Below are 4884 nucleotides of genomic sequence, written 5' to 3'. Positions count from 1 at the left end.
ACCACAAAACTGTCTTTGGAACACGAAACCCCGCCTTTTGGGTAGGTGCTGTTAGCGGTTCGTTGTTTATTTTCCGTCAATAATTAATTTTTTTATTCCTGTTTTATTTCCGTCAATAATTTTCAGAAAGTAAAGTCCTTTCTGTAGTTCTGATATGTCAATAATGCTCTTATCTTTTGAAAGAAAAAAAGTTGATAATTCTTGTCCTATTGAATTAAATATTGTGACAGAAATATTATTTAAATTATTCCATTTTAAATTTAATTCGTCCTTGGCTGGGTTTGGATAAAGTAAAATTTCATTTTCAAAAATCGGGTCGTTAATTCCTAAAGGGTTTGATACTTCTCTTACTGGACGACCAGACCAAGGGCAAAATTGACCAACAGTTCCGACCCAATAAGCTGTATCAGCGTCAACATCTGTGTAAGGACAACCATCACAAAGTTCTATTGCCATTTCTACAAGGTTCCATTGATTAGGAATAAAATGCCATAAAAACCAATGATTTGCATTGTGATTATGTCCTCCATTGCCATAATCAATTGGTCCGTTAATAAAGTTTCTCTGGTTTAATGGTCTAGCCAAGTTAGCAAGAACTGAGTCTATTATTATCTGATTAGAGGTAGAAGCTATAAATGTGGTGTCCTGCCAGTTTCCATGTCCACAGGTTGTCGAAAATTCAAAATATCTAGTTGTCTGCGCTTTACCAATGAAACACAATGTTAAAAGCATTATAAAAGTCAATCCTGTTTTTTTCATTTGTCTGTCTGTTTTAATATTATTATTCTGTTTGTTCAATTTTGCTTTGGTCTTTTTACAATGACCGCTAACGTTTTGCGTGTAGGCGATGTTGCCTTGTGTTGCGCCTGCGGCAAGGCAATATTGCTAACACGCTGTTAGTGGCTGCCTGTTTTGTTTTTTAATGATTTAAATTCATATTATTATCAAAATATTCGACCTTTTCTGTTTAATCTCAAACCTAATGTAAACTGATTCATTAAATGGCTGCTCGTGATACTCATTTTACTCATATTATAAGACTTGAACGAGATCAGACTACTTGAAATAATGTAGAAGTGTTTGAAGTTAAATCCTATCGAATACCTCAAATCTCCTTGTAGCAATATATTAATTGCATTTTTTGATTTGTTGGAATTAACAAAAGAGTAATTTTGGTATTGCAATCCTGGACCACCCATTAAAGTGAGATTTGTAAAGAATACTTTTTTTATTACTAATGTCACTGAATATCCAACACCACCTGATAAATAGGCATTGTTTAACCTATTCATTTGCCCAAATTTATCATAACTATTTCTAATTTCATTTGGAATAAAAGCACTATCCGAATAAATTCCATTATAATTGGCATTAGCGTAATATACAAAAGAGGTGGCTGATTTTTTTTGTAGAGCACTACCTCTATAAGAAGCACCATAAGAAAACTTTCTTTTATTGCTAAAGTTTATATAATTATAAAAGACATTGGTGGTATTTAATCTATTATAACTGTAATAAGAAGCGCTGTCATTAAAATTGAGGACAAAATTCGCTGAATTTTTTTCATAATAACCTGAGAACCAATTTACCCCAAGCTCCGACACTTTATTGTCAACATTATTGCCAATAATAAAATTTACAGCCATTGGCTGCGGTTTTCTTTTGGATGGTTGATATGGTACACTGTATAAATTAATTGCAATGAATCGTTTATCATTGGAATAGGCAAAACCAACATTTACAAGGCTTTCTGCAATTGGATTAAGTGCGGTATTTATTGTAGAGTCACTTTGAAATTTTTGTGAAATAAACAAGGAGTGATTGTTATAATTTTGATACAGTGACCAAAGGTCATTATTGTAATATTTCTCAATATATGTGCTATCAAAGTAATACTGAGCAGATACAGCATTAAACTGAAAAAGAATTATTTGGGAAAAGATAAATTTTAAAATAATCTTTCTTAAAGCCATGTTGATTTTTAATTTCTGTTAATCTAAAAAAACAAAATTGTAGTTTCTGCCATGTCCGTTTTTCACTTCATACACACCCTCTTTCCCTAACTCTTTTGAACAGTGAATGATAGTTCCATCCCATAAAGTTAACGTGTCTTTGCCATGCCCATAAAAATAAATTTCAATAGATTCGTTGACATATTCGAAGTCTTTTATAGTTGGATCTTCTACATTTTCTACAAACGAATCCACCTCTTTATTGAAAGTGGGAATGATTTTGCCTTCCTGAACAAACATTGGTAAAAAACCCGGTGATGCTGGAACTTCATAATATGATTTACCTGTATATTTTTTATTTGACCAATAGTGGTACCAGTTACCGTCTGGTAAATATACTTTCCATGACGATCTACCTTTTGAAATATCATCTCTTTTTCCGCCCTGAACTTCATTTGTTACTGGTGCACTGAGTATTCTATCTCCAAGCATAAATTGGTAATCTTGTTTTATGGCCTCACTATCTTTTGGATAGAGAATCGATAAACTGCGAATTAGTGGATAGCCAAAATCTTCGGCCTGCTGGGCCAGCGTGTATATATATGGGAAAAGTTTCGCATGTAATTTTGCATATTTCTCCCATTGTTCAAGTGTCTCTTTGTCCTCATCAAAACGCCAGTGGTCACATAAGGGCAGTCCTCTGTGCAATCTCATAACCGGCACAAGAGCACCCATTTCAATCCAACGAAACATCATAAGTTTGTCCATGGGTTTTGTTTTCTCACAGTTATATGCACCAATATCAATGGAAGTGTTTGGATGAGAGGATATGCCTGCCGTATTTAACCCCACGATTTGTCCACCGAAACCGGAAAGGTTGTCATAACTAGCATTCCGGTCACCCGTAAAATGGAATGCAGCATTTGATTGCTGTCCGATAAAACCGCTTCTGGGAAAAATTACAAAATCTCTATCGGGATAAGTGGTTTTCCAGAATGAATTTGCATTTTCTGCCCAAAGTAGCGGAAATTTATTGTGCATTGTTAAGCCATACTCTCCATTGTAGGATATGGAATTATACGGTGTGTATTCACCAAAGTCATTCATCCAGCCATCTACACCTGACTTAACTGCAAAATCATAGAATTTTTGACCAAACCATTTTATTGCATCAGGATTAGTAACATCCAGCTGAGACTCATTCCATACGAAGAACTTAAAAAGATAAGGTTTTCCGTTAATGTTTTTAGTGAAATATCCCAGCTTTTTGCCTTCTTCGTAGATTGGACTTTTTTTGAATAACATGTTTTCGGGAAAATATGGTAAAAAATATCCAATGTGTTTTACTCCATATTGGTGCTGAAGGGATATCATACCTTGATAGTCAGGATAACTATTTTTATTTAGAGTCCATACATCAGAAGGCATGAAAACATTTTTATTCCAATACCAGTCTTCAGCCATTATAGCACTTAATGGAATTTTATTTTCTCTGTGAATTTTTAATACTTTTTCGTTTACAACCTGACCGGTTTCTTTTGATTGCCAATCATTGGTGGCCGCTGCCCAAACCCCAAAAATCCATGGACGGGGCTTCCTGTAAATCCCTGTAGCTTTATGATAATTACCTATGATTTCAAGTGGATTTTCTGAGAGAAAAACTGTGGCATCAAATGTATGGCTATAATTAGTGATTTTTAGTGCTTCGGGATTTGTTTTGGCAAAATCGAATTCACTAAAATAGAAACTGTTTAGTAAGAACCCATAACCCTTTAAGTTGAGAAAAAAGGGAACCGGATAATATGTAATATCTTGTCCTTCTGAAGAACCATTTTGAGAAACCTTGGGCAAATTAACTCCAACTTCTTTACACCAGTTCGTTACAATGGTGCCTTTATGATTTACCTGATTAAAGCGCATGCCCATTCCTAAATAGCTGTCATTGGATTGTGATATGAAATTGACAGCAATTCGTGAATGATGTTTGTCGTCCTCTTTTGGTGGATTAATTTCGGACAATTTAAAATCAAGTTTATTGCCTGTTAAAGAATATTGTAATTTAAATAAGCTATCGTTCTTATCATCTAACAAAACTAAAACATGAAGGGAATCTGTTTTAAGAATTTCAACAGCTCTATTAGTGGTTTTCTTCTTGTCAGATTTACCATCTAGCCATACCGTATATGGGCTTCTTTCGATGATTTTGGTGTTTGTAAAATGTTGCAGGGTAATTTGGTTATCCATGACCAATAAAGGCTTGGCTTCCCCTTCTTTATAAACTTCGAACCGAAATGGTTTTTCAATTACTTTAACTGAATAAGCTACATTTTGAGAAAAAACAACGGCTTTAATGCTAAAGAAAAATAGAGTTAAATAAAAATATAATTTCATTCTTAATAAATGTATTTTAATCGGTGCATTCATTTCAATAGGTTGCCTCTAACGTTTTGCAAATAGACCCAGGCGGGCTTGCGAAGCATCACCTGTCTTAACCCACCAAAGGTTATTTAAAGATACAAATGTTTTTTTAGTGAGCCGCAAATTAATTGTCACGAACTGGCCGAAATTTTGCGTGCAAAGATGATCGAGTCAGCCCGCTTGGGTTTATTTGCTGTTAGCAGTTCGGTGTTTAATTTGTATAGATCATATTTTGACTTAAAAGATGCTCTTAACAGTCGACCTTAACAGTCGACCTATTTATAAGTGCTGTGCTAATAAATACGAACTGCTATTTATCTTTTTTGTCTGATTGTGTAATTGCTAAATAAAAGCCAGCGCCAAAAAGCAGAGTTATAAGTCCAGCGAAGTATGGAATGATTTCAGTCATTTTTTGAATTATTGATAAGTTTAAAATAGATACCAAATGCTAAAATAGATGGGACCCATAATCCAATAAAAGATCCATCTGCTTTTTCTCCCCTGAAGTAAAGTA

The 4884-nt window shown here is 34.2% G+C and carries 3 protein-coding genes; all 3 read right to left on the bottom strand.

Features of this window, described 5'->3' with window-relative positions; translation table 11 throughout:
* Positions 1-66 precede the first annotated feature (66 nt).
* The 3 genes from ACOYLP_RS10765 to ACOYLP_RS10755 all read right to left on the bottom strand — a co-directional run bounded on the left by ACOYLP_RS10765 (position 67) and on the right by ACOYLP_RS10755 (position 4343).
* Positions 67-759: a T9SS type A sorting domain-containing protein gene (locus ACOYLP_RS10765; RefSeq protein WP_422856172.1), complete on the bottom strand. Its 693-nt coding sequence runs from the start codon at positions 757-759 to the stop codon at positions 67-69.
* A gap of 185 nt (positions 760-944) precedes the next feature.
* Positions 945-1973, bottom strand: a complete 1029-nt coding sequence (locus tag ACOYLP_RS10760; RefSeq protein ID WP_422856171.1) for a DUF4421 family protein — start codon at positions 1971-1973, stop codon at positions 945-947.
* Between the two features lie 18 nt (positions 1974-1991).
* Positions 1992-4343 (bottom strand): TIM-barrel domain-containing protein, encoded by a 2352-nt coding sequence (locus tag ACOYLP_RS10755; RefSeq protein WP_422856170.1) that lies wholly within the window; start codon positions 4341-4343, stop codon positions 1992-1994.
* Positions 4344-4884: the final 541 nt, after the last annotated feature.

It is taken from the genome of Flavobacterium sp. (assembly GCF_049318325.1).
Taxonomy (GTDB): domain Bacteria; phylum Bacteroidota; class Bacteroidia; order Flavobacteriales; family Flavobacteriaceae; genus Flavobacterium.
This window is presented reverse-complemented; position numbering and strand designations above follow the sequence as displayed.

Coding starts and splice junctions, on each gene's coding strand:
- ACOYLP_RS10765 (WP_422856172.1), bottom strand. CDS start 759: ATGAAAAAAACAGGATTGACTTTTATAATGCTTTTAACATTGTGTTTC.
- ACOYLP_RS10760 (WP_422856171.1), bottom strand. CDS start 1,973: ATGGCTTTAAGAAAGATTATTTTAAAATTTATCTTTTCCCAAATAATT.
- ACOYLP_RS10755 (WP_422856170.1), bottom strand. CDS start 4,343: ATGAAATTATATTTTTATTTAACTCTATTTTTCTTTAGCATTAAAGCC.